The following is a 24,834-nucleotide window of genomic DNA, read 5'->3' on the forward strand; positions in this document are numbered from 1 at the left end:
GCTCTGGCTCTGGCTCTGGCTCTGGCTCTGGCTCTTCAGAGTGTAACTCATCATCAGACGCGTCAACTAAAAACTCTTCAGTTTCAAAGCTTTCATCATCTAATAGCGCGGTAAAGTAATCATCTAGAGCTTGCTCACTCGATAGAGCTGGTCGCGCTATTGTTGAATCTTTATTCTCGCTCATTTATCGCCAACCTTTCGAGATAAATAAGCAGCTGTTTATAAGCAAATACACCTCGGCTGCCCGATGCAAAGTGAGAAGCAGGCAAGCGCTTTAAGCTTGCGTCTCTGAACTTGGTATCAATCGGTACAGCTGATGTCCAAACTTGGTTTGGATAATCATCTTTCAGCTGCGTGAGAGTTTGCAGCGATGCCTTGGTTCGTTTGTCGTACATGGTAGGGACAATCGTCACCTTAAACGGTGTTTTACGAGACTTCTGCATAATGGTTAGCGTGCGAATCATACGCTCTAAGCCTTTCATTGCCAGAAACTCGGTCTGTACCGGAATCAAAATACGATCACTCGCCGCTAAGGCATTCACCATCATAACACCAAGAATTGGTGGGCAGTCGATCAACACATAGTCGTAATCGTCTTTCAACGCCGTTAAAGCACGCTTCAAGATTAACCCCATGCCACTTCGATTTCCCATCACACGGTCAAGTGTTGCCAGTGACATATGTGCTGGAATGATATCGATGCCTTCTACTTCGGTTTGTAACGTCAGTGGTCTTACCGTCTGCGCAGAAAACTCACTAAGCTGAAACAGATCGAACAAGCTAGACTTCACCGTATCTGAGTCGTAACCCAGATAGGTGGTCAGTGATGCATGTGGGTCAGTATCAACCAACAACACACGGTGCCCTTTTAGAGCAAGCAAGCCTGCTAGGGTCACTGTCGTGGTTGTTTTACCAACACCACCTTTTTGGTTTGCAACACTCCAAACAATCATCGCGATTTACCTAAGCCAACCCAACTTCAACCAAGATCCGATCCGCGATACGGTCCAGAGGTAGGTCTTCAGTAGAAATGCCAGCTTTTGCTACAGCTTGAGGCATACCATATACAACACAGCTATCTTCATCTTGCGCCCAGACAGTCGAGCCCGCAGTTTTCAACATGCGTGAACCTTCACGACCATCTGCGCCCATACCAGTCAGTATCATAGACAACACTTTGTCGCCGTAGATCTTAGCTGCAGAACCGAAAGTCACATCGACGCATGGTTTGTAGTTCATGCGATCGCCGCCATCAATAATTCTTAGGCGAGCCGAACCAGCACGACCATCAATCATCATCTGCTTACCGCCCGGAGCAAGATAAGCAACACCAGGCTTCAACACGTCTCCGTCTTGAGCTTCGCGAACCTCGATCTTACACAAGGTGTTCAAGCGACTAGCAAAAGCCGCAGTGAAAGTCGCAGGCATATGCTGAACTAGCACAATCGGATGCGGGTAGTTCGCAGGGATGCGCGTCAAAATTTTCTGTAGTGCAACAGGGCCGCCAGTCGATGTGCCAATGGCGGTTAGTTGATACTTTTTGCCCGAGGCTCTGAACTTCGCAGCACTTGTAGCAGCATGTCTAGCGGCTGGAGCTGCATTGGATACCGGTTGACGCAATGGCGTTGATGTTGAAGCTGCTGTCACTCTCGGAGCAATTGGCGCACGACGCATAAAAGCACGTTTAGCCGCAATCTGAATCACACGCTGTTGAAGTAACGCAACGGCATCATCGCGGTTACGTGCTATGTCTTCGAACTTCTTAGGTAGGAAGTCTAAAGCACCAGCATCTAGAGCATCTAATGTCGCTTTAGCACCGTCATGCGTTAGCGATGAAAACATCAAAATAGGCGTTGGAGACGCCGCCATAATTTCACGAACGGCAGTAATACCGTCCATGACAGGCATTTCAATATCCATGGTAATGACGTCAGGTCTTAGCTGTTTCGCTTTCTCTACCGCTTCCTTACCATTTACCGCAACATCGATGACTTCTAGGCGAGCCTCTGAATTGATGATCTCGCTTACTCGACGACGAAAAAAACTCGAATCATCAACGACTAATACTTTAATCGCCATATTTATCCTTAAATTAAATTCTTGACGCAGCCGCGTACTGCTTCAACAAGTCCGGCACATCTAGAATCAATGCAATGTGACCATCACTTGTAATTGTTGCACCTGCCATGCCTGGCGTACCTTGCAACAGTTTATCAAGCGGCTTGATAACCACTTCTTCTTGACCGATAAGCGTATCAACAACAAAACCAACACGTTGGCTACCTAGTTGCACGATAACCACATGACCATGTCCTTTACGTAGCTCAACATCGCCAGCTTTCGGTGCAAGCCAGTTCTGCAAGTAGAACAATGGAATCGATTTATCTCGAACGATGATGGTCAACTGGCCATCAACCACGTTAGTGCGGCTTAAATCTAGGTGGAAAATCTCGTTAACCGAAGCCAAAGGCAGCGCAAATGGGTGACCAGAAACACCAACCATCAAGGTAGGTAGGATCGCTAGTGTCAGTGGAACCTTGATCGTAATTTTGGTGCCTTGTCCCATTTCAGAATCGATATCAATTGAGCCATTCAGTGTGTTGATCGCTGTTTTCACAACGTCCATACCTACACCGCGACCAGAGATATCAGAGATCTGCTCTTTACTTGAGAAGCCTGGTGCGAAGATCAGATTGAAACACTCTTTATTTGATAAACGAGAAGCAGCATCTTCATCCATCAGACCACGTTTAACCGCAATAGCGCGGAGCTTATCCGGGTCCATACCGCCACCGTCATCAACGATAGCCAGTTCAATGTGGTCGCCCTCTTGAGAGGCAGATAGAATCACTTTACCGGTTCTTGATTTACCCGCCATCACTCGGTCTTCCGGCATTTCAATACCGTGGTCAACTGAGTTTCTCACCAAGTGAATTAGTGGATCAGCAAGTGCTTCTACTAGGTTTTTATCTAAGTCCGTTTCTTCACCGCGCATCTCAAGAACGATGTCTTTTTTCAAGCTACGAGCAAGGTCACGGACAACTCGAGGAAAGCGGCCAAATACTTTCTTGATCGGTTGCATACGAGTCTTCATTACCGCACCTTGTAGGTCTGCAGTAACAACATCTAGGTTAGAAACAGCTTTCGACATTTCTTCGTCGTTGCTATTTAAACCAAGGCTAACCAATCGGTTTCGAACCAATACCAATTCGCCAACCATGTTCATAATGGTATCCAGCGTAGAGGTATCTACACGAACGGTCGCTTCCGCTTGTTGCTTTTTAGCAGGCGCTTTCGCAGGGGCACTTGGTGTAGGTTCAACTTTAACTGCTACTGGTGCAGCTGGTTGCGGCTTAGGCGCAGCTTGTGGTGCCACTGGTTTCGCTTCTGCTGGCTTAGTTGCAGCATCAAGTTCTTCAGCCGATGGACCGTTACCTGAACCATGTAATTGGTCAAGTAACTTCTCAAACTCTTCGTCTGTCATCAGGTCATCACCTTCAGACATCGCCGAAACTGGAGCAACAGGAGGAGCTGGCGGTGGAGGCGGCGTCGAACCCGCACTTGTCGGGCTGTTACCCGCACCATGCAGTTCGTCCAATAACTTTTCAAATTCGTCATCAGTGATATCACCACTATCAACCACAGGTTGTGGCGCAGCTGGTGCTGGCGGCGGTGTTGGTGCCGCAGATGACGTTGGTGAACCACCTTTACCATGAAGTTCATCAAGCAAACGCTCGAATTCATCTTCAGATATATCGTCTACTGAAGAGACGCTGATGCTCGGACTTTCGACAACCGGTTCAGGTTCAACAGCGATAGGCTCAGAGATAACAGGTGCAGGCGCTTCTATTGGTGCAACTTCATCCGCTGATTCGGGCTTACAGAGACGGTGAAGTTCGTCCAATAATGCTTGTTCTGCTGGCACTAAAGGTTCCTGATCTTGCACGGCTTGGAACTGTGTATTAACAGTGTCTAGAGCCTGCAGCATAGTATCCATCAAACCTGATGTTACGCTGCGTTGGCCATTGCGTAGAATGTCGAACACATTCTCAGCACCATGACAAGTATCCACCAGCTCAGTTAATGCTAGGAAACCAGCACCACCTTTTACTGTATGGAAACCACGGAAAATAGCATTTAATAGGTCTTTGTCGTCAGGGTTATTCTCAAGCTCTACCAGCTGCTCTGATAGAAGTTCAAGGATCTCTCCTGCTTCGACTAAAAAGTCCTGAAGAATATCTTCGTCTAAATCGTAGCTCATACGTTACCTTTAAAATCCAAGACTGGATAACAAATCGTCGACTTCATCTTGAGAAGCAACAGCGTCTTCGCGCTCTTCTGGATTCATGATTGGTCCTTCTGGAGCAATCGATGCTTTCTTCTCTGATGTTGGAGTTGGCTCAATCTGATTCGCACCAAATACGGTGAGAATCTCAACCAAGCGCCCTTCAACCTCATTCACCAAGGTAATAACTTTGCTAATAATCTGCCCAGTTAAATCTTGGAAATCCTGAGCCATCAAGATTTCAGTCAGTTGCCCACGTAGTTCGGTACTATCGCCCTCTACTTGGACAAGCAATCCATCAATGCGGTGACATAAAGCTTTAAATTGTGCCAGCTCAATGCGGCCATGCATCAGTTCATTCCATTGAGGCCTTACTTGAAGTAAACACTCGTGTAGGTTGTCTGCGATTGGCATACAGCGATCGACAGCGTCCATCGTTTTATTTGCCGCAACTTCCGTTTTATCAATGACATACTGAAGGCGATCCCTTGCATCAGGGATTTCATCATTTGCGATAACGCTAATGCGCTCGTCAAAGTTGAATTGTGTCAAAGAGTCATGGAGGTCGCGAGTCAGACTACCTATTTCTTGAAGCATTGGATTGTCTTGAAGACTAAAGTTGTCTTCATAAATGCTTCTAACAAGAGAATCAGCACCTTGCTGCTCATCGTTTTCAAGCAGTTCTACTAATTTTTTTGCTTGTTCTAATGAAATCATCCTGAGTTCGGCCTTACTCCGCATATTTGTGACGCTTCAACGTTTGAGAGAAACGGGAAACTAAAAGTTAATGTCTCTCTAGAAGCGCCTAAAAACAGGTTATTTTTAATGCTTATAAGCGCTCAAAAATCTTATCTAGTTTCTCTTTAAGAGTTGCGGCAGTGAAAGGCTTCACAATGTAACCATTTACACCCGCTTGCGCAGCTTCGATGATCTGCTCACGCTTCGCTTCTGCTGTGATCATTAGCACTGGGAGGTGCTTAAGTTCAGCGTCTGCACGAATGTGTTTTAGCAGGTCGATACCTTGCATGCCCGGCATGTTCCAGTCAGTTACCACGAAATCAAATTCGCCTTTTTTCAGCATAGGTAACGCGGTCAAGCCATCGTCTGCTTCTTGTGTGTTGTTGAAACCTAGGTCGCGAAGTAGGTTTTTAACAATTCGGCGCATCGTTGAAAAATCATCAACAATGAGAATTTTCATGTTTTTGTTCAAATTAGCCTCCACTGAATAAAAATCAGTGTTGTTAGTCGTTCTGTGTCCAAGCACTTAATTTAGTGCGTAAACGCTGCATAGATTGGCTCAATATTTGGCTGACACGTGATTCGCTGACACCTAATACTTCCCCAATCTCTTTTAAATTGAGTTCTTCGTCGTAATAAAGCGAAAGCACTAGGCCTTCTCTTTCCGGAAGCTGTTTTATTGAATCGATCAAAGCTTGGCGGAATGACTCATCAGCAACTCCTTGAAAAGGCGCGTTATCTTGAGAGTCTTCATTCGGAGATATTACATCATCTGAGACGCCTAAATCTTCGATCCCGACCAGTCTTGAGCAATTAATATCAGTTAAAGCACTATGATACTGCTCTAAACTAAGTCCCATGTGCTTTGCCACTTCGGCATCGCTTGGGTCGCGGTTGAGAGTGCTCTCTAATTCCGCAATTGCACTGCTGATTTCTCGATTATTTTTATGAACCGATCTCGGTACCCAATCTCCTCGGCGAATGTCATCCAGCATTGCACCACGGATTCGAATACCGGCATACGTCTCAAAGCTTGCGCCTTTGGTACCATCATAGTTTTGTTGCGCTTCAATCAAGCCGATCATGCCAGCTTGAATCAAGTCATCAACCAATACATTAGGCGGTAATCGCCCCAACAAGTGATGAGCGATACGTTTAACCAACACAGAGTACTTCTCAAAAAAAGCCTGTTGGCTATTGTGATTAGCGTGTTGGTCGTAGGTAAGCGCTTTATTCACCAAATGGTTCCTCTACAAATTCAGTACGGTTCAGCAGCCTTTCAACAAAGAACTCCAAGTGTCCACTTGGTGTTTTTGGTATTGGCCAGGTCAATGCTTTATTTGCCAATGAGCTGATTGCCAATGCAGCAGGAGAGCGAGGAAACGCGTCGACTACGATTTTCTGTCTCTTGACTGATTGACGTACTTTATCATCTAAAGGAATACATGCTACGAGTTCAAGGCTCACATTCAAGAAACGCTCTGTGACCAAAGTCAATTTTGCAAATAATTCTCGGCCTTCGCGGTAGCTTCTGACCATATTTGCGACAACTTTAAATCGCTGAACTTGGTGCTCTCTGCTCAAAAGCTTAATCAACGCATATGCATCTGTGATTGAGGTAGGTTCATCACATACCACAACCACCACATCTTGCGCGGCTCTTGAGAAACTGATCACCATGTCCGAGATACCAGCCGCGGTATCTACTAACAAGATGTCCATCTCGTCTTCGAGTGTACCAAATGCGCGAATCAAACCAGCGTGTTGTGCGTGCGATAGCTCTGTCATGCTCTGAGTGCCTGAAGTCGCTGGAATAATTTTAATTCCGTGCGGACCTTCAACAATCGCATCTTTGAGTTCACACTCACCCGCTAACACATGTCCAAGGTTTCGCTTAGAGCGAATACCCAGCATAATATCGACGTTTGCAAGGCCTAAGTCGGCATCAAGCACCATGACTTTTTTACCTTGGCGCGCCATACAAATAGCCATGCCTAACGTCACGTTAGATTTACCAACGCCACCTTTACCGCCCGTTACCGCAATAACTTTGGTGATGGAAGGCTTGGTTAAGCGACGGAGGCCGCTAGCTTGATCGTGTATCATATTTTCATTCATATTTATCCGCCGCCTAGAGCCCTTCAGAATCGCTATTCCAGTAATGAGGTTCATTCTCTGTAGATTTCTCTAATAGCTCATTTGCCTTAGCAATCATGTACTTTGGTTGAGCTATAACGATATCTTCAGGAACTCGTTGACCATTTGCTATGTAAGCAACTGGTAATGCATTTTGTATTACGACACTGATGAATTCACCAAGACTGAGGGATTCATCCAATTTAGTCATGATGCATCCCGACAACGGGATTCTTCTAAAGTGTTCAATTGTTTCTTGTAGTACTTTGCGTTGCGCTGTAGCCGGCAAAACAAGGTAGCTATTGATAACGGAACCACTCTCTTGCATCAATGTGTCTAACTGCTCAGATAGGCGAACATCTCGTTGTCCCATACCTGCAGTATCGACCAGAATCAGGCGACGATTACGTAACTGGTATATTACATCGGCCAGTTCGCTAGAATCTTTAGCAACTCTTACAGGACACCCCATAATTCGACCATAAATCGATAACTGCTCATGTGCACCTATGCGATATGTATCCGTTGTCACTAGTGCTACGTTGTCTGCGCCATATTCCATGGCAGCGCGAGCCGCAAGCTTTGCAACCGTCGTCGTTTTACCCACGCCAGTTGGGCCAAGTAGAGCCACAATTCCGCCGCGTTTTAAAATGTCTTTTTGTGTCACGGAGATCTGGTCAGCAACCAAGGCTAACAACGCCTTCCATGCACGAGCTGGTTTGGTATCTTCTGGAATGTAACAAGCCATCTGATCAGCAAGCTCTGCAGACACGCCCATACGTTCCAGACGTTTGATAAGCATGGCTCTCAGCGGTTCACGACGTTCAACCTCCTGCCACATCAGTCCTGACACTTGATGCTCTAACAGACGGCGAATTGAGGTCATCTCTTCGCGCATCGTTTCCATTTCAGTATCAGAACCTTTGGATTGACCACTGTCACGGCCGCGATCATAGCGAGTCGGATCTAAGCGAGGCGTAGGGCGCTCAACTCGGCGATCTTCAGCAATCAACTTAGAAAGACCGGTTTCGCGAGCAAATACTGAATCTAGGCTACCGCTCGATGGCTGGCTGTTGTGCGACAAGTGGCTATTGCTAGATTGGCGATTGAGTAACGCAGACAGAGAGTCTTCGTTTTCAGCGCGGTGCTGAGGTTCATCGTCCGTACCATGACTGTATTGCCTAAGCATGTTTGCAAAGCGCTTAGTCATTGAGCGTCCACCTTCAGAATTTGACTGAAGGCTTACCTTGTCATCATCTAATTCGCGACGTCCTGCCGGAGATGAGGGAGCGGCTATTTGCCTATATTGGCTATGCGCAGGCTGCTGAGGTTTGTTGATTCTTGGGCTCTCTGCTGACAGGCTAGATTCGCCATCAATAGCGGCAACAATTTCCACGCCACCTGCGACCTTTTTGTTAGACATGATCACAGCATCCGAGCCAAGTTCTTCTTTAACTTGGAGCAGAGCAGTTCGCATGTCTTTTGCAAAAAATCGTTTAATTTTCAATTCGATCGTCCGTTCTAATTAGGCGGCTTAATTACCAACAGCTTGTACTATACGTATCTGCTTTTCATCCGGTATTTCTTGGTAAGACAGCACTCTCAAACTTGGGATCGTGTTCTTCACGAATTTAGCTAGAGTCGAACGCAACACGCCTGAAGTCAGTAGCACTGCAGGCTCACCTTTCAGCTCTTGCTCTTGAGTCGCTTGGCTAAGAGAGGTCTGTAAACGTTCCGCTAAACCAGGTTCAATACCAGCAGATTCTCCGCCGGATGCCTGCATAGTTTGATGCAAGATTTGTTCCAACTCAGGAATTAGGGTTATTACAGGCAACTCTGGCTCTATCCCATTGATTTCCTGAACAATTAGTCGTTTCAATGAGATACGAACTGCCGCTGTTAATATGTCAGGTTCTTGACTCTTGCTCGAGTACTCCGACAAAGTTTGGACTACGGTTCGGATATCACGGATTGGGATGGCTTCGTTGAGCAGATTTTGTAGCACTTTCACGACCACACCAAGCTGCAGTTGATCCGGTACAAAGCCTTCAACCAACTTAGGTGTTGAGCGACTGAGCATCTCAAGTAGGTTCTGAACCTCTTCATGACCAATAAGCTGCGACGCATTATTAGTAAGCAGCTGGCTAAGGTGGGTTGCTAACACGGTCGACGAATCAACCACTGTGTAGCCGAGAGCCTGAGCGTGTTCACGTTGTTCCTCACGAATCCATACCGCTTCTAGACCAAATGCTGGATCGATAGTCGGCTCACCTTCGATCATCCCGTACACTTGACCTGGGTTAATCGCGAGCTCCATATCCGGCTTTATCTCAGCCTCACCCACCGCAACACCCATCAAGGTAATTCGGTAGCTGTTTGGTGTCAGTTCTAAGTTGTCGCGAATGTGCACTGCTGGGATCAAGAAGCCGAAATCTTGAGACAACTTCTTACGCACACCTTTAACGCGTTCTAGTAGTTCGCCGCCTTGGTCTCTGTCTACCAGAGGAATCAAGCGATAGCCTACCTCAAGGCCAATAATATCAACAGGTTGTACGTCATCCCAAGAGAGCTCTTTTTGCGAACCTGTCTCTCCACTAGCCTCAACAGCCGCAGGGAGATTCGGCTCCAATGCCTTCTTTTTCTGTTTCTTATCGATGTAATAAGCCGCACCACCAGCAACCGCAGCTAAGCTCAAAAACGCGAAGTGTGGCATACCAGGGACAATCCCCATCACGCCAAGAATGGCCGCAGTGATCATCAAGGCTTTTGGATTGTCGAACATCTGGAAGATGAGCTGTTGGCCCATGTCTTCATCGGTATTTTGACGCGTTACCATCATCGCAGCAGCGATCGACAGTAATAAAGATGGAATTTGTGCAACCAGACCATCACCGATAGTCAGTAGAGTATAGATTTCGATAGCTTCACCGAAACCTAAATCAAATTGAGCCATGCCGATGCTCAAGCCACCAATGATATTGATGAACAGGATCAAAATGCCCGCTATCGCATCACCTTTAACGAACTTCGAAGCACCATCCATCGAGCCGTAGAAATCGGCCTCTTTGGTTACTTCAAAACGTCGCAGACGTGCCTGATCTTGATCGATCAAACCCGCATTCAAATCGGCATCAATTGCCATTTGCTTACCCGGTAACGCATCCAAGGTAAAACGCGCACTTACTTCCGAGATACGGCCTGCACCTTTGGTAACAACCATGAAGTTGATGATCATTAAGATCAAGAACACCACTAAACCAACCGCATAGTTACCACCGATAACTACGTTACCGAAAGCTTCAATCACGTTACCCGCAGCATCGCCACCTTCGTGACCGTGCAGTAGAACCACACGAGTAGACGCAACGTTCAAAGCCAATCGAAGCAGAGTTGCAATAAGAAGGACGGTCGGGAAAGCGGCGAAGTCTAAAGGCCTTCGAGTGTAAACCGATACCAGTAACACAACCATAGCGAGTGCAATGTTGAAGGTGAAAAACATATCCAGCAAGAACGCAGGAATCGGCAACACCACCATCGCCAGCGTGGCAAGTACCATAACAGGCGCACCAATCGCAGGCATGGCACGGTTAGGAATTTTTGGTAGCTTGTCCGCAAAAGGCAGGGAGAATTTCATAAATCTAGATAGTTTCGCTAAGTTGTCGCCACTCGCCAACAAGTCGGGCTTTGGGCTAAGCTATGTTGCCAACGTAACAGCAACAAGGTTTATTATAGATCAGGTTTACCATGACCGGCTTATAATGTTCGGGATTAACATAGCAAACACTGTACCAATATCGAACGTCAATTTGTCAGCGCTTTGTTGGCAAAAAGAAGCTAATGAGTGCCTCTATTATCAAGCTTCATAAGGCTGAGCTCAAGTAATTGATCTAATGACGTAAATCAGGTGGGATCGACATATTAGAATCTTGCAGTTTTGGCCTCTCACCACCACGTTTTCGATACTGTTTTAGCTGGAACACATATGCAAGCACTTGAGCTACAGCGGTAAACAGACCGTCAGGAATTTGTTGTTCGAGCTCAGTTGTGTGATAGAGCGCCCTCGCTAGCGGTGGTGCAGGAACAATATAGATATCATGTTCTCGAGCGATTTCACGGATCTTCATCGCCATATGGTCAACACCTTTGGCAACCACAACTGGCGCTTTATCTTGATTCTGCTTGTAGCGTAACGCCACCGAGAAGTGCTCCGGGTTGGTGACAATCACGTCCGCTTGAGGTACATCAGCCATCATACGACGCTGAGCGGCTTCCCTTTGCAACATACGAATTCGACCTTTCACTTCAGGCTTACCTTCAGTGTCTTTGAATTCGTCTTTCACTTCTTGCTTGGTCATCTTCAATTGATCGGCGTGTTGCCAGATCTGGAATGGAATATCGATGGCCACCACAATCAGCAAAGAACAACTGATTAGGAGAATGAAGTTAAGCAAGATATCTAAGGCGTGAAAGATATTCTGTGGATAGACATCCATGCTCAGCTGCATTAAGTCATGTTGAGACGCCTGAATCAGATAAACTGCCATCCCCGATACCAGCGCCACTTTCAAAATCGATTTAATCAGTTCAACCCAGCTATGCAGGCCAAACATACGCTTGATACCACTGAGAGGATTGAGCTTAGACGCCTTTGGCATCGCAGCTTGCATCGAAAAGTTAATCCCGCCAACCCCTGCTGCGCCAATAACAGCCGCAATAAACAAGGTTATCAGAATTAAGAACAGCGGAAACAGCAAGTTCACCAATGAACCACCAGCAATTTCCAGTAATTTGTTGGTATCAAAGATTTCATCGCGGCTTAAAGAGAACAGACGTTGCATGGTCTCGAACAGCGCCTTTGCTATCGATTCACCAAACCACATGAGTGCAACGGCACCGACAATTAATACCGATGCTGACGCCAGCTCTTTTGACCTTGCAACCTGCCCTTTCTCTTTGGCCTGTTGCAAGCGTCTGGGCGTGGCGTCTTCTGTGCGTTCTTGACCGTCTGACTCTGCCATTTCAGTCTCCTAGCAATCTAACCGGATGAGACGACATATCTGTTGCTCGCCTTGCATCCAAAATAGCTCATAGTGACTATATAAGCCGCCAAGGATGTACCAACAAAGTAACAGACCCACGAGTAGCGCAAAGGCAAAACCCAAAGAAAAGATATTCAGCTGAGGCGCGGCACGTGTCATTACACCGAATGACAGGTTTATCGTCAGCAGCGCGATAATTCCCGACAGCGACATAGCCAATGCCGCTTTGAACATGATGCCGAGCCATAATGCCAGCTCTCGAAAATCGACCGAGGTCAGAGAGCCACTGCCAATCGGCAGAGTTTTAAAACTGAATACCACCAGCTGCAACATCTTCAAGTGACCATCGGTCGCCAAGAAGAACATAGTCGCAAGTAGCATGAAGAGCTGACCCAATACAGGCGTGTTCTGACCGTTTGCCGGGTCGACCATAGAAGCAAAACCCAAGCTCGATTGCATACCAAGGATTTGACCGAGCATAACAAAGGTTTGAATCATAAACTGAGTGACAAAGCCCATCGCCACACCAATCACAATTTGCTCGAAGACAGTCAGGAAGCCTTGGAAAGAGAGCAGTTCAATCTCTTTGGGAACTGCGGGAATCGCAGGCATTACTGCGAAGGTAATCGCCAACCCTAAATACAGACGAATGCGCGGCGACACAAAGCGTGCGCCGGTAACCGTCATCACCATCAGCATGGCTGAGATGCGAGTGTAAGGCCAAAAATAATTGGCTAACCACTCTAGTACAAGGCTCGTTGGGTATTCCATATCGGTTTAATACAGAACTTGAGGTAAACGTTCAATGAGTTCAAAAAAGAACTCCATCATCATCTGAGTCATCCAGTGCGCAAACAGCATCAAGGCCAATAAAGTCACGATCAAACGCGGCAGGAAACTCAATGTTTGTTCGTTGATAGAGGTCGCTGCTTGGAAAATAGCTACGACCAAACCAATAAGCAAGCTGGGAATAATGATGGCGCAAACCATGATTAACACCATCCAAAGTGCGTCTCGGAACAACTCTACGAATATTTCAGGATTCACGATGTCCCCCAGCTACAAGGCAAAGCTGCCGGCGAGTGTAGAGAGTATCAGGTTCCAACCATCAACAAGAACGAACAGCATCAGCTTAAACGGCAGCGATACGATCATGGGTGACAACATCATCATACCCATCGCCATCAATACCGACGCCACCACCAAGTCGATGATCAAAAACGGCAAGAACAGCATAAAGCCAATCTGGAACGCGGTTTTGAGTTCAGAGGTGATAAACGCAGGAATCAACACTGCCATTGAAACGTCTTCAGGATTGGTCACTTCCGAACCTGAGATCTCAACAAAAGTCTCTAAGTCCTTGACTCGGGTCTGTTTTAGCATGAATAATTTAATCGGCTCTTGGGCAACATCAAATGCTTGTCGTGCGGTGATCTGCTCATTCAAATAAGGTTGAACCGCTTGCTCATTCACCTGATTGATCACCGGTGACATGATGAAGAAAGTCAAGAATATCGCGATACCGATGATAACTTGGTTCGATGGTGTTTGTTGCAGACCCATTGCCTGACGCAGGATGGACATCACCACCACAATACGGGTGAACGAAGTCATTAAAATAACCATTGCCGGCAAGAAGCCAAGCATGGTCATCAACGCAAGAATTTGCAGGTTGATCGAGTAGTCTTCACCACCGTTCGCATTGGTCGTCATGGTGAAAGCAGGTATGCCGCCCCCGTTACCTGTCAAGCTGCCAGTAGTCATGGTGGTCGATTTGGCTTGGTCTTGTTCCATCGTGCTGATGGTGACCGACTCTGAGCCCGCGGTGTTGGCTGGAATAACAGTGCCGTTTTCAGCCTGTGCAAATACCGACACACTAAACAAAAGGGTACAGAAAAGAGTAAACTGAACCAGCAGCACGTTCACCGCACGGAAAGCTCCGGTTTGGTAAAAGTCAGATGAGTTCAAGAGTCCATTATTTGTTTGCATCTTTTTTCATGAGCTGGGAAAGCTGACTTGAGAATGTACTTTTTTCCAGCATCTCCTGAGTAAGAGGTTTATCAAGCTTGGAGATCAGCTGAATAGATTGAGTGGTAATACCCACTAAGAACTGTTCATCGCCCGCTTGCACAATAGCGATACGCTCTTTTGTGCCCACAGGGATTTGTCTAACAATCGCCAAGCCTTGTTGATTAGACATCGCTGGCACTTGCATGCGCTTAAGCAACCAAGCAATAAATAAGATGAAGGCTATAACGAAAATTAGCGACCCAAAAGTGGTCGCTAAATCAAGAGAAGGTGGCGTTGCTGCAAGGGCAACAGAAGGAATTGAGAGTAGCCCCATTCCGACTATTACTCGAGATAAGCTCTTCAACCCTTGAGCAAAGTTCGTCAACCTTAGAGACGATAAGCGCATTAACGTAGCTTCTTAATACGTTCTGTTTGGCTAATTACATCGGTCAAACGAATACCAAATTTATCGTTCACAACAACCACTTCACCGTGAGCGATCAGAGTACCATTAACCATCACATCCAGTGACTCACCAGCAATACGGTCTAACTCTACAACCGAACCTTGGTTCAATTGCAGAAGGTTACGGATACTGATCTGAGAGCGGCCAACTTCCATAGAAATGGTGACTGGAATATCCATGATGGTATCCAGTTTGCGGCGCTCGTCTTCAGAAATCGGAGACGATGAATCAGTTAGCTCATCAAGTGGTGCCGCAAGCACATCGTCAACATCAATTGACGGTACAGAAGGGTCTTCACCAAGCGCTGCGGCCCATTCGTCTGCTAGCTTTTGATCTTCACTAGGTTCCATTACCAATTCCTATACTTTTATCTATTTTGCTATTCGTTATCATCGCTATTTTCTAGTTCAGACATTAAGTCTTTGCCTAGGAAAGCGAGATCAGTTTTGACCACATGAGGTCTTTCAATTTTTTCAGAAATCTGTACCGCGAGTTTTTCACCCGAGCGCCCCATCTTTACACGGTAGGTCGGTAACTCTTCTACAAACATGGTCGCGTGCTCAGGCATGTTCATTGGAATGACATCACCAGGGCGCAGCTCCATTAAGTCACGTAGTGAGATATCTTGCTCTAGAAGGTTGACGCGGAAGTTAACAGGCACGTCCATGATTTCATCACGCAGTGCCGTGCTCCAACGAACATCCGTTTCCATTTTGTCTGATTGAACACCCGCATCAAGCAGTTCACGGATCGGCTCAACCATAGAGTAAGGCATGACTACGTGGAAGTCCCCACCGCCACCATCCACTTCAATATGGAATGAGCTCACAACGATCACTTCGGTTGGGCTCACAATGTTCGCCATACTTGGGTTTACTTCAGAATCCAAGTATTCAAACTCAACCCCCATTACTGGTGACCAAGCTTCTTTGTAATCTTCAAATACAATCTTCAACAGCAGCTGGATAATACGTCTTTCCGTTGGCGTAAATTCACGACCTTCAATCTTGGCGTGGAAGCGACCATCACCACCAAAGAAGTTTTCTACAAGGATGAAAACCAGGCGTGCTTCCATGGTGATCAGCGCTGTACCTTTAAGCGGACGGAAACGCACCATATTTAAACTGGTTGGTACGTACAGAGTGTTTTGGTATTCACCAAATTTCATCATCTGTACACCGTTGATCGACACTTCAGCCGTTTTACGCAACATATTAAATAAGCTAATTCGCATATGACGTGCGAAACGCTCGTTAATAAGTTCAAGGGTCGGCATTCGACCACGGACGATTCGATCTTGAGAAGAGAAGTCAAAATTGACCGCACTGTCATTGTCGGTCTCTAAGACATCTTCAACTTCTTCAACATCATCAACGCCGTGTAACAGCGCATCAATTTCGTCTTGGCTTAATAAATCGGTCACAAATTACCTATTGAATTACAAAGTCAGTGAATAACACTTTTTCAATCACAGGCTGGCCAACAGCTTGAGCCAGACTTGCTTTAATATCTTCTGTCGCTTTGTCACGCAGTTCCACTCGCCCTGTTGGTGAGCGAAGTTGATCAACCGTTGCCGAAGCGAACGTTGCGAGCAGTGTGCTCTCTACTAGTGGAGAGTGGTAACGTGCCAGGTCTTCATTTTTGCTACCACGCACCATCAGCTGTGCTTTTATCTGAACTAGGCGATCTTTTTTATCGCCTGTTACATTAAATAAGAAGGGCTGAGGGATGTTCACATACATAACAGGCTCTGCTGCAACCACAGCAGTAGCTGGTTGAGACTCAGATTCCGAGGCACTATCATCGGAGCCTATGAAAAAGAACAGCGCACCACCAATACCAAGCAGTAAAACAACGACCGCTATAATGATAATAAGGAGCTTACTTTTTCCTTTAGGTGCATCTTGTACTTCTGCCATACTTTGCTCTAACTTCCTGTTCTTTCGATTAACTGACGGTTCTGTCTATTAACTAGCTGTTCTATCTATTAACTCAATGTGCTCAGCCTGAGATTAGGCATAATAACTAATTCCATCACGCTTTGATGCGACATTCAATTCAAGATTGCTACCACTATCAAGGTTTTCATCACCTTGGGTATCATTTGTGCGGTTAGAGCCTGATTGTTGCTCACCACTGTTGTATCTGTCTTGCCCCTGACCTGAACTTTGTTGTTGAACAGATGAATCGGCAAGCTGCATACCCTGTTGAGCAAGCATCTCTCTCAATCTAGGTAAGGTTTGTTCAATCACATCTCTCGCCTGTTGGCTGTTCACCGTAAAATGCACGTTCGCCACGTCATTATTCATGGTCATGCGGATCTTCATCTGACCCAGCTCTGGTGGATCGAGTCGAATGTCTAAGTTCTTAAGATTTTTAGACATCATCATTTGTACTTTTTCAGCGACCTGTTCGTTTGCTAGCTCTTTAGTCAACTGCAATGGTGCCTGTTGAGCGGTTTGAATCTCGGCTCGTGTTGGTGCTGAGCTTGCGTTCGCTGCACCTTGTACACCAGCCGCAGAAGCAATCTGCTGAGCAAATGTGGAGTCTTTCGAATCTTCCTTAGCACCGGCTTTGCCTAGGCCAGAAAGAGCAGCCGCACCAGCATTGGCCTTAAGTAACATATCTGTTGAACCCGCTTTCGTCGCGGCAGGTGCAGCATTCAGCGCCACACCTTGCGCGGTTAACGCCGGATCCAACGCAGCTTGTGGCTGTTGTGCTGCGACATTAGCTTGTTGAGCAGCTGCCTGTTGGGCTACATGCGTATTATTAGCGTGCAACATTGCTGCTTTATCCGTCGCTGCATGGGTGGTAACCGCATTACTTCCCGATTGCGCTGCAGCTTGTGCCGTAGTTTGCTGCGCAGCTGTCGCAACCGCTGCTGTTGAAACTGCCTCTGCTAAGGCTTCATTTGAATCTGTATTATCCCAATCAATAGCAACAGGCTCAGCAGAAGCATTGTTTGCGCCCGAAGCTTGGCTCAATAAAGCCGTTGCTTGTTGCTGAACGTTTATGAGTTGTTTATCCAAAACGTCTAACTCAGCGGTCGTATTAGCCAGCATCGCTTGTTCATCTGTTGTCAAACTTGCGCCACTTTGCTGCTTCTGCAGTAAACCATCAACAACAGACTGTTTTGACTCAATCTGAGCGTTCAGTTGATTGAGCGCTTTGGTGTGTGCATCTACCTGTTTTGCCAACTCAATATCCGCTGGAGACAGTTCTTGGCTTTGCCCAGCAACTGCTGCTTGTGCTGCATTTTTCTGGCTGAGCTCTCGGCGCATGCTTGCTTCAACCTGCTCTGGAGTAACGCCTTTATCCATCAACTGACGAATTTCATCATCTGTTAATTGGGAAACGCCTTTACCGCCAGTAAGCACAGCAATATCAGAGTCCACTTCTAGCGCGCTACCTTGATTCGCTGCGTTGGTTTGCTGTAGTTTCTTACCCACGTCACCTTCAACAGAGAAACCTTCCACAGAAGCTCCTGGAATATTACCTTGAGCTTTATCCAACAGAGCCTGTTCTAACTGAGACTGCTGTGGCAAGGCTTTGCCGTTCGGCGTCTGATTCAGCGTTTTATTTGCCTCATCCAACTGGCCTAATAACTTGTTTCCTTCATTCATCGCAGCCGCCGCTTGCGATGCTTGGGTCGATTCGTTTACCGCTGATGAAGCTTGACCTTGGGGTTGAGCTATCTGCTCCTTAGAGCCGTTGTTGTTAGGCAACTCATCTTTCTCACCCGCCTTGTTAGCGGTCGCTATATCATCGGCTGAATTCGCTTTCAGTTGCGACTCTGAGCTAGAGACAGCCTTTACAGGAGTTTTATCTGTGGCTTGCTCACCCTCAACTTCTGAGGCCACTTGCTTACTTTGTGCTTGGCTTGACTCATCTGTAGTCTCAGCTGTTGAGTTCGTTTTCTTTGCTTCATCTGAAGCTTCACTTCCCGTAAACTCTTGTTTAGCATCAGATTTTTTAGTGCTACCTGCATCATTTACCGTTGCTTTGCTACCACTTTCTTCAAAGCCGAGCGCTTCTTTAAAAGATTCAAAGAAACCTTTTGAGTCACCGGTTTCCTCCACCTTTGAAGCGGCAGAACCGGTATCCAACAACGAAGACGTTGTATTGGTCGCTGAATTTGAAGAAGGACTAACGTTCATATATACAAGCTCTATCTACTAGCTTTGCCACCATAAACAGGTAACAAAAAGAAAGTCGGATGCTTTCATACCTTTAGCAGGCACAAGGCGCAATTTTATATAAAATAGAGCAAGAAACATGCCTAGAAACCTCAGCTGATCACCATCTTAATAACGCCATTAGGATTCGTGGCTCAGGATCACATCTTCTTTCGGCTATAGAGCAAAGTTGAAAACTCATCCATTTGCTTTTGTTCTCTTTGATCCTGCAGTTTGGCTTTCTCTTTCTGCTTCTTTTCCATCAACCACTCGTAGGATTTGCGCTTCTTACGCAATTCCATCCAGTAGTTCTGGCAGTTATCGACCTGATTTTTAAAGTGATGCTCCGCTTCTCGCTGTTTAGAAAGCGTTTCATCCAATTGAGTTAAAAAGCGATTCAAATGCCCATATTGGCTGGCTGTTAGTCCAGCCTTGCCTCTATCAACAAGTTGCTGGCAATAATCTAGTCGATACTTTTCAATCTGTGCGACCTGTTCGTAATAACCTTGCAACTCAGCATTCGCTTTGTTGAGCGCTAATACTGCTTGGTTTTCTTGGTCTTTTGCTTGGTCGAGAAGAAACTCTAATGCGTTATCCATGACTAACCTTAATCACCTATTAGCCACCCAATACATGTTTCAACATGTTGACGCACATGTCGTATGGCACTGTTTCTTTCATCTTCTGCTGCAAGTACTCATCTAACTTCGGTTTCAAGGTGAAGGCGCTATCAATCGCAGGATCGGTACCCGGCTTGTAAGCACCAATCGACACCAAGTCTTGGTTCTTACGGCAGATAGAAAGCACTTGTCTTACGGCTTTCGACATCAACACATGTTCTTCGGTGGTGATTTGAGGCATTACACGGCTGACAGACTTCTCAACGTCAATCGCAGGATAATGACCCGCATCTGCCATTTCACGTGACAACACAACGTGGCCATCAAGAATCGCTCGTGAAGCATCGGCGATTGGATCTTGTAAATCATCGCCTTCGGTTAGCACAGTAAAGAAAGCGGTGATCGAGCCCTGCTCATCATTGCCGTTACCCGCACGTTCAACCAGCGCTGGCAACTTAGCAAATACCGATGGCGGATAACCTTTGGTTGCTGGCGGCTCGCCAACAGAGAGTGCGATTTCACGCTGAGCCTGTGCAAAACGGGTCAGTGAGTCCATCAGGAGCAAAACATCTAAGCCTTGGTCGCGGAAATATTCCGCCACCGTTAACGCCGTTTGACAGCCTTTCAATCGCATCAAAGGTGATGAATCGGCAGGCGCAGCAACCACAACCGATCGCTTGCGGCCGTCTTCACCAAGAATCTCTTCGATAAACTCTTTTACTTCACGTCCACGCTCACCGATTAAGCCCACCACAACCACTTGCGCTGTGGTACCTCGAGTCATCATACCTAGTGTTACGGATTTACCGACACCAGAACCGGCGAACAGACCGATACGTTGCCCTTTACCGACCGTCAGCAGGCCGTTAATCGCTTTCAAGCCAACATCAAGTGGTTCAGAAATTGGCTTTCGTGCCAGAGGGTTAATCGGCTCGGCACTGAATGATGCGCGTTGCTCAGTAAAGATAGGACCAAGCCCATCCAGTGGGTTACCCACACCGTCGATAACACGGCCGAGCAATTCCATACCCACCGGAATACCACTTTCAGAAGTCATAGGAGTGACGCGAGCACCGGGTAAAATCCCTGTGATTTGTTCACTCGGCATCAGAAACAGGTTATCACCTGAGAAGCCAACGACCTCAGCTTCCATCTGGCCAGACATGGTTTCAACTAAACACAGACTACCGATCGGGGCTTTACAGCCAGTTGCTTCAAGGGTTAGTCCGACTACCCGCACCAATTTACCAGAGGCAACGGGACGTGATTTTAGTCCTGCAACTTTGTATTGGCTGAGACGATTCGCTAACTCAAGCATTACGCATGACCTTGATGACGATTAGCACCACAGAAGCTCTGGATAACGTTCTTCACACGCTCTTCCATTCGATAATTCACACTCGACTCACCCGCTTCAATTTGGACATCGCCACGGTTGAGCGCAGGCTCTGAAACTAATGTCCAATTGCGGCAGTCCAGTTCAGTATCCCCATATGCAGAGCAAATGATCGTGACGTCTTCTGGATTAAGCTTCAACGTAATAGCGTGACCAGAGATCGGCAGCGACTCTACTGACTCTTTCACGGTATCTAGGATGATTTGTGGATTGGTCTGAACTTCAACGTGCACCACCTCTTTAACCATGGTTAGCACCATGTCCACCAGCTGCTTTTCAACCTGAGCGTTCATCAGCTCTAAAGGTTGAGCAAATTGATTCGCGAGCCCCATAAAAATAGCAACTTGTTGTTGAATATACTCTTGACCAGCGCTAACGCCTTCGAGCTTGCCGACTTCATTACCTTCGGCATGACCTGCGGCGAAGCCTTCTTCTTTACCTTTTTCATAACCTTGCTTGAAGCCAGCTTCCTGACCTTGATGCAGACCTTCTTGGTAAGCGCCTTGCTTGATCAGTTCGATTTGTTCTTCGGTCAGAATTAGCTCTTCTTCTTCGATCGCTTCTTCAACCGTTGGCATCCAACCCGGATCGTAGTTAAACGCCGTTTCTTTGGCTTGTTTACTCACATCAGAGGTGTAATCAGGTAGCCCCCATTTCTGAGGTTGGGCAACCGTATTATCTTCTTCAGGGCGAAGGAAGCCGCGTTTTCTATCACCTGACATATCAGTACCTATTTCTGAGTGAGTCCAACTGCTTTTAAATTCAGGCCGTTAAACTGTAATTAATCTGTGGTTCGAGGTTGGATAAATAAAAGCCCCAATGGTGAGGGGCTGTTGAGGTTTCTATATTAAAGGAACTCGTCGGCGCCACCAGACAGCATAATCTCGCCACTGTCTGACATCTTCCTCGCAATACCCAAAATCTCTTTCTGAGCAGCTTCTACGTCAGAAACTTTCACTGGCGGCATCGCCTCAATATCGTCTCTCATCATATCGGCAGCACGTTTAGACATGTTCTTGTAGATCTTGTCACGTAGGCCTTCATCAGCACCTTTAAGTGCTTTCTGGAGAACGTCTTGTGGTACGTCACGTAGCAGTTTCTGAACGCCTTGGTCATCCACTTCAATAAGGTTTTCAAAGACAAACATAAGATCTTGAATCTGCGTTGCCATGTCTTCGTCTTGATCACGGATTTGATCCATCAAGACACCTTCTACGTTATTGTCCATGTAGTTCATGATCTCTGCCGCAGCCTTCAGGCCGCCAATTTTGGCTGCTTGGGCACCAGCTTGACCCGCGAATTGTTTCTCCATGATTTCGTTCAACTCAGCAAGCGCCGAAGGTTGAACTTCTTCAAGGTTGGCAATACGCATCATCAGATCTAGACGTACACGTTCAGGGAACTGAGACAGAATCTCAGCAGACTGATCGGCTTCTAAGTAAGACAAAACGATGGTTTGAATCTGCGGGTGCTCGTTGATGATGATACTTGCCACCTGACGAGGGTCCATCCACTTAAGAGAATCCAAGCCTTTTGAACCGGTTCCCAAAAGGATTTGGTCAACAAGGTTGTTGGCCTTGTCTTCACCAAGAGCAGCCACCAATGCATTACGCATGAAATCTTCACTGCCCATACCGATGTTGGTGTACTTCTGAATATCATCTAAGAAAGCACGGTGCACAGCGCCGACTTTCTCCTGAGATAGATCCGTAGCTCGCGCCATTGCACTACCCACACGTTGAACCTGCTTAGGTTCTAGGTGGCGAATAATGCCGGCCGCGTCTTCTTCATTCAAACTTAGCAATAAGATCGCAGCGCGCTCATCACCTGAGATAGAGCCGATATCCACACTTGAAACATCAAGCACTTCACCGCCTTCAGCTTGTTGTGGAATAATTTCGTTAGCCATCTGCCATCCAATTCTTAACTACTTGAGCTGCTAGCTCTGGTTCATTCGCTACAAGTGCACGTACTGCTTTCAGCACGTCTTCATCTTTATGAAGGTTCGGTAAGTCAATGCTTGAACCAAATTCAAACAGCTCGCCACCTTCAATATCACCACCAATTAGGCTGGTCTCACCATCGGCACCGATCGGCATACCGTCTGGACCGTACATCTGCTCATCGTTGTCTGCGGCAGGATTAAGCAGTTTCTTCATCGCTGGGCGAACAAGAACTAACACCACCACAATAATAACCAACGCGCTCGCAAACCAACGTACCCAATCATTGAAGTTAGGGTGTTCCCAGATTGGTACATCAGGAACTACATCTGTGATTTGTGGTGCGAACTGCATGCTTAATACATTCAATAAATCACCGCGGCTTTCATCAAAACCGACCGTACCAATAAGTACTTGGCGAATCGCGTTGATTTCGCTAGCAGGGATTGGCGTGTGCACCACTTCACCCGTATCTGGGTTGATGGATTGACGATCTTTAATCGCTACCGATACCGTTTGACGGTTCACCGTACCAGTCTGCTTACGCTCGTGGCTGATAGTGGTGTCTAATTCGAAGTTTCGCGTCGCTTCTTTATGAACAGAGCCCTGACCAGTCATCGCGCCATCTCTCATCTGAGCAACATCTTGAGGGATAGATGCATCTGATGGAGGCTGATTGCTCAAAGCCCCCGGAATACCGGCGACAGTGTTGCCGTTGTTGTAATCTTCTAAGGTGTATTCGCTTCGCGTTGCCGGAGTGTTAGGATCGAAACGTTTTCTGGTTTGCTCAACTGCGCTGAAGTCGAGCTGAATATCAACCTGAGCCGTGTAGTTTCCAAAACCAAGGATAGGAATCAATATAGAGTCAATTTTCTCACGCAGTGCTTGTTCTTGGTTGCGCTCTAACTCATGTTCTTTACGACGCGCTGCTGATGTTGGGTCTTCAGAACCAGAACTCAGCAGTCTACCATGCTGATCTGTCACGGTTATTCGTGAAGTATTCATTCCCGGAACCGCACTGGCGACCATATCAACAATAGATTCGACTTCTTGCTGCTTGAGGTTAGTACCCGTTTTAAGTGTTAGAAAAACTGAAGCAGAGGCTTCTTGATTATGACGGACAAAAACACTTTGCTTAGGCAAAGCCAATAGGACATGAGCCTTGCGTACTGGCTGCATCTCTTCAAAAACCGCTTCCAACTGCCGTTCACGGCTCAGCTTGAGGCGCTCTTGCTCTAAACGCTGTGAGACTCCAAAGCCCATATCCTGCATAAGAATGTCATCACCTTCTCTCGTCTCTTGGTTCAAGCCAGCTCGAACCATATTAAGCTTCAGAGAATTATATTCACTCGCAGGTACAGAGATAGTATTGCCTTCAAGTGAATATTCGATCTTTTGCTGATCTAAGTAGTCAAGAACTGGGATCAATTCTTCTGTTTCGTAAGCCCCTAATGGACGCATTTCTGGCTCTTTTACCCAGAAAAACAGCATCACAATAAGCGCGACACAGATTGAGATAGACAGCACTAAGACAACCTGACGAAGTAAATCTAGGTCACCTACGGCCATATCAAATTTAGATGAACTACGTTCACCTAGATCGGGATTTTGTCCTTCTCCGTCCAGCTCAGCACCCGCAATGAGTGCGTGGTCGTTACCATCGCTCACGGTTAAATCTGTTGTTTGACTATTATCTGCCACTACTTAAATACCCAACTTATACCGGCATATTCATAAGCTCTTTATACGACTCAACCAACTTATTTCTAATTTGGATTGTCGCTTCAAAAGCCACACTAGATTTATTGCGAGCAATCATCACATCAGACAGCGACACACTTTGGTCGCCGCTATCAAAACGAGTTTGAAGATCCCCTGAGGTCTTTTGCAATGAGTTCACATTGTTGATGGCTTGCGTCAGCATGTTGCCAAAGTCTGCACCGACCGTTTGTCCTGTCGCAGCAGGGCGCGTGCTCGCAGCTTCAACCATCATTGCCTGCATTTCGCCTTGTAGACCATCTATTCT

25 protein-coding genes are annotated in these 24,834 nt (G+C 46.6%); all 25 read right to left on the reverse strand.

The annotated features are described in order from the left end of the window. On the reverse strand, positions 1 to 184 hold a 184-nt coding region (locus tag ACTRWI_RS15590; RefSeq protein WP_499132649.1), incomplete at its 3' end, for a hypothetical protein. Beyond that, positions 171 to 953 carry a ParA family protein gene (locus tag ACTRWI_RS15595; protein ID WP_499132650.1) on the reverse strand — a complete coding sequence of 261 codons (783 nt, stop codon included), beginning with the start codon at positions 951 to 953 and terminating at the stop codon, positions 171 to 173. The genes ACTRWI_RS15595 and ACTRWI_RS15590, both read right to left, overlap by 14 nt. Before the next feature lie 10 nt (positions 954 to 963). Further along, entirely contained in the window at positions 964 to 2,079 is a 1,116-nt protein-coding gene (locus tag ACTRWI_RS15600; RefSeq protein WP_499132651.1) for a protein-glutamate methylesterase/protein-glutamine glutaminase, read from the reverse strand. Positions 2,080 to 2,092: 13 nt separating this feature from the next. Next, positions 2,093 to 4,261 (reverse strand): chemotaxis protein CheA, encoded by a 2,169-nt coding sequence (locus ACTRWI_RS15605; protein WP_499132652.1) that lies wholly within the window; start codon positions 4,259 to 4,261, stop codon positions 2,093 to 2,095. Positions 4,262 to 4,270: 9 nt separating this feature from the next. Beyond that, positions 4,271 to 5,002 carry a protein phosphatase CheZ gene (locus tag ACTRWI_RS15610; RefSeq protein WP_499132653.1) on the reverse strand — a complete coding sequence of 244 codons (732 nt, stop codon included), beginning with the start codon at positions 5,000 to 5,002 and terminating at the stop codon, positions 4,271 to 4,273. A gap of 112 nt (positions 5,003 to 5,114) precedes the next feature. After that, the gene (gene cheY / locus ACTRWI_RS15615) at positions 5,115 to 5,495 is read right to left on the reverse strand and encodes a chemotaxis response regulator CheY (protein ID WP_004739863.1); all 381 of its coding nucleotides are present in this window, start codon (positions 5,493 to 5,495) and stop codon (positions 5,115 to 5,117) included. Positions 5,496 to 5,526: 31 nt separating this feature from the next. Continuing rightward, positions 5,527 to 6,261, reverse strand: a complete 735-nt coding sequence (locus ACTRWI_RS15620; RefSeq protein ID WP_004739861.1) for an RNA polymerase sigma factor FliA — start codon at positions 6,259 to 6,261, stop codon at positions 5,527 to 5,529. Further along, positions 6,254 to 7,129, reverse strand: a complete 876-nt coding sequence (locus ACTRWI_RS15625; protein ID WP_004739859.1) for a MinD/ParA family protein — start codon at positions 7,127 to 7,129, stop codon at positions 6,254 to 6,256. Before ACTRWI_RS15625 ends, ACTRWI_RS15620 begins: the two co-directional genes overlap by 8 nt. Before the next feature lie 25 nt (positions 7,130 to 7,154). Further along, positions 7,155 to 8,666: a flagellar biosynthesis GTPase FlhF gene (flhF, locus tag ACTRWI_RS15630; protein WP_499132654.1), complete on the reverse strand. Its 1,512-nt coding sequence runs from the start codon at positions 8,664 to 8,666 to the stop codon at positions 7,155 to 7,157. 27 nt (positions 8,667 to 8,693) lie between these two features. Beyond that, positions 8,694 to 10,739, reverse strand: coding sequence for a flagellar biosynthesis protein FlhA (gene flhA, locus ACTRWI_RS15635; RefSeq protein WP_499132676.1), 2,046 nt, complete (start codon positions 10,737 to 10,739; stop codon positions 8,694 to 8,696). Between the two features lie 307 nt (positions 10,740 to 11,046). Next, the gene (gene flhB / locus ACTRWI_RS15640) at positions 11,047 to 12,177 is read right to left on the reverse strand and encodes a flagellar biosynthesis protein FlhB (RefSeq protein ID WP_499132655.1); all 1,131 of its coding nucleotides are present in this window, start codon (positions 12,175 to 12,177) and stop codon (positions 11,047 to 11,049) included. Positions 12,178 to 12,186: 9 nt separating this feature from the next. Continuing rightward, positions 12,187 to 12,969, reverse strand: coding sequence for a flagellar biosynthetic protein FliR (gene fliR / locus ACTRWI_RS15645; protein WP_004739855.1), 783 nt, complete (start codon positions 12,967 to 12,969; stop codon positions 12,187 to 12,189). Between the two features lie 6 nt (positions 12,970 to 12,975). Next, positions 12,976 to 13,245 carry a flagellar biosynthesis protein FliQ gene (gene fliQ, locus ACTRWI_RS15650; protein WP_004739854.1) on the reverse strand — a complete coding sequence of 90 codons (270 nt, stop codon included), beginning with the start codon at positions 13,243 to 13,245 and terminating at the stop codon, positions 12,976 to 12,978. A 12-nt stretch (positions 13,246 to 13,257) separates the two neighbouring features. Continuing rightward, positions 13,258 to 13,962, reverse strand: coding sequence for a flagellar type III secretion system pore protein FliP (fliP, locus tag ACTRWI_RS15655; protein ID WP_499132677.1), 705 nt, complete (start codon positions 13,960 to 13,962; stop codon positions 13,258 to 13,260). Positions 13,963 to 14,173: 211 nt separating this feature from the next. Then, on the reverse strand, positions 14,174 to 14,614 hold the full coding sequence (gene fliO, locus ACTRWI_RS15660) for a flagellar biosynthetic protein FliO (protein ID WP_499132658.1): 441 nt from the start codon (positions 14,612 to 14,614) through the stop codon (positions 14,174 to 14,176). Beyond that, positions 14,614 to 15,024 carry a flagellar motor switch protein FliN gene (gene fliN, locus ACTRWI_RS15665; protein ID WP_499132659.1) on the reverse strand — a complete coding sequence of 137 codons (411 nt, stop codon included), beginning with the start codon at positions 15,022 to 15,024 and terminating at the stop codon, positions 14,614 to 14,616. Before fliN ends, fliO begins: the two co-directional genes overlap by 1 nt. 29 nt (positions 15,025 to 15,053) lie before the next feature. Further along, complete coding sequence (fliM, locus tag ACTRWI_RS15670) at positions 15,054 to 16,097, reverse strand: flagellar motor switch protein FliM (protein WP_499132660.1); 1,044 nt, start codon at positions 16,095 to 16,097, stop codon at positions 15,054 to 15,056. A 7-nt stretch (positions 16,098 to 16,104) separates the two neighbouring features. Further along, positions 16,105 to 16,593 (reverse strand): flagellar basal body-associated protein FliL, encoded by a 489-nt coding sequence (gene fliL / locus ACTRWI_RS15675; RefSeq protein ID WP_499132661.1) that lies wholly within the window; start codon positions 16,591 to 16,593, stop codon positions 16,105 to 16,107. A gap of 93 nt (positions 16,594 to 16,686) precedes the next feature. Further along, positions 16,687 to 18,831, reverse strand: a complete 2,145-nt coding sequence (locus ACTRWI_RS15680; protein WP_499132662.1) for a flagellar hook-length control protein FliK — start codon at positions 18,829 to 18,831, stop codon at positions 16,687 to 16,689. A 179-nt stretch (positions 18,832 to 19,010) separates the two neighbouring features. Next, a complete protein-coding gene (fliJ, locus tag ACTRWI_RS15685) occupies positions 19,011 to 19,448 on the reverse strand; it encodes a flagellar export protein FliJ (RefSeq protein ID WP_008218280.1) in 438 nt (145 codons plus the stop codon). A 19-nt stretch (positions 19,449 to 19,467) separates the two neighbouring features. Continuing rightward, complete coding sequence (gene fliI, locus ACTRWI_RS15690; RefSeq protein ID WP_499132664.1) at positions 19,468 to 20,787, reverse strand: flagellar protein export ATPase FliI; 1,320 nt, start codon at positions 20,785 to 20,787, stop codon at positions 19,468 to 19,470. Further along, positions 20,787 to 21,587: a flagellar assembly protein FliH gene (gene fliH / locus ACTRWI_RS15695; protein ID WP_499132666.1), complete on the reverse strand. Its 801-nt coding sequence runs from the start codon at positions 21,585 to 21,587 to the stop codon at positions 20,787 to 20,789. The genes fliI and fliH overlap by 1 nt, the downstream gene beginning before the upstream one ends. 125 nt (positions 21,588 to 21,712) lie before the next feature. Further along, complete coding sequence (fliG, locus tag ACTRWI_RS15700; RefSeq protein WP_499132667.1) at positions 21,713 to 22,774, reverse strand: flagellar motor switch protein FliG; 1,062 nt, start codon at positions 22,772 to 22,774, stop codon at positions 21,713 to 21,715. Beyond that, positions 22,767 to 24,509: a flagellar basal-body MS-ring/collar protein FliF gene (gene fliF, locus ACTRWI_RS15705; protein WP_499132668.1), complete on the reverse strand. Its 1,743-nt coding sequence runs from the start codon at positions 24,507 to 24,509 to the stop codon at positions 22,767 to 22,769. Before fliF ends, fliG begins: the two co-directional genes overlap by 8 nt. A gap of 16 nt (positions 24,510 to 24,525) precedes the next feature. Then, a complete protein-coding gene (fliE, locus tag ACTRWI_RS15710) occupies positions 24,526 to 24,801 on the reverse strand; it encodes a flagellar hook-basal body complex protein FliE (RefSeq protein ID WP_499132679.1) in 276 nt (91 codons plus the stop codon). Positions 24,802 to 24,834 lie beyond the last annotated feature (33 nt).

This window comes from Pseudoalteromonas sp. G5_S1_14_S5 (assembly GCF_054968605.1).